The organism is Wolbachia endosymbiont of Tuta absoluta, assembly GCF_059414725.1.
This window is the reverse complement of sequence record NZ_JBNRJY010000018.1, coordinates 1-770: the sequence shown is the minus strand read 5'-3', so window position 1 is coordinate 770 and position 770 is coordinate 1. Positions and strand designations below refer to the sequence as shown.

Annotated in this window: 1 pseudogene; it reads right to left on the bottom strand. The window is 27.8% G+C overall.

The annotated features are described in order from the left end of the window. Nucleotides 1–680 precede the first annotated feature (680 nt). A pseudogene (locus ACJ5GX_RS00115) lies at nt 681–770 on the bottom strand (IS200/IS605-like element ISW1 family transposase); the annotation flags it as partial.

Below are 770 nucleotides of genomic sequence, written 5' to 3'. Positions count from 1 at the left end.
TACTTAAGTTGTTTAAAATTAATGAACATAAACAAAAATGAGTTTTTATTTCTTCCTCTTGGAGGAGTAGGAAGAATTGGGATGAACGTTAGCCTATATCAGTATCAAGGCAAGTGGATTATGATCGATCTTTAGTAGTATAATCTTCCCATTTGTCCACTCTGGGCCATGTACGATTAGTAGAAGAAAATAAATTTATACTCATTCAGTATTAAACAACTTAAGTAATTTGGTCACTTCCAGCACCCAAAACCAGTTAGTGTGAAAACATTTTTTTTAGAATCAATTGGTGTACCATATAAACTTTTCAATATAGTGATTTTGCTATACCATGAAATCAGCTATATTGGTTTACTTTCACTAAATTTACATATGAACCAATTTGCCTAACTTTGTTGCAATGATTTTAGGCTTCCATTTTTACAACCATATTTTTATAGGCTTGTTTTCATAAAGGTAGGTACTTTTTTTGCGTTTTTGGAAAAATGAACATTAAAGATTTTTATGATTCTAATTTGCAGTATGTTTCTGAAACTAAAGTGAATATTAATAATCCTATATAAAATATAAAAAAATACATAATTCTTGATTTTCTCATAGATATAGTTAATAATTAAGCTATATTATTTTATTCAACCACTATGGATTAAAATCCAAAGATTGAGAGAGAGCATAGAATGCTAACTTTCGACTTGAAAGTCACCAAATTTATCTTCTTTTTTAGAGTGATTTTCAATATAATTTTTTATCATTTCGTCAGTTACATTTCC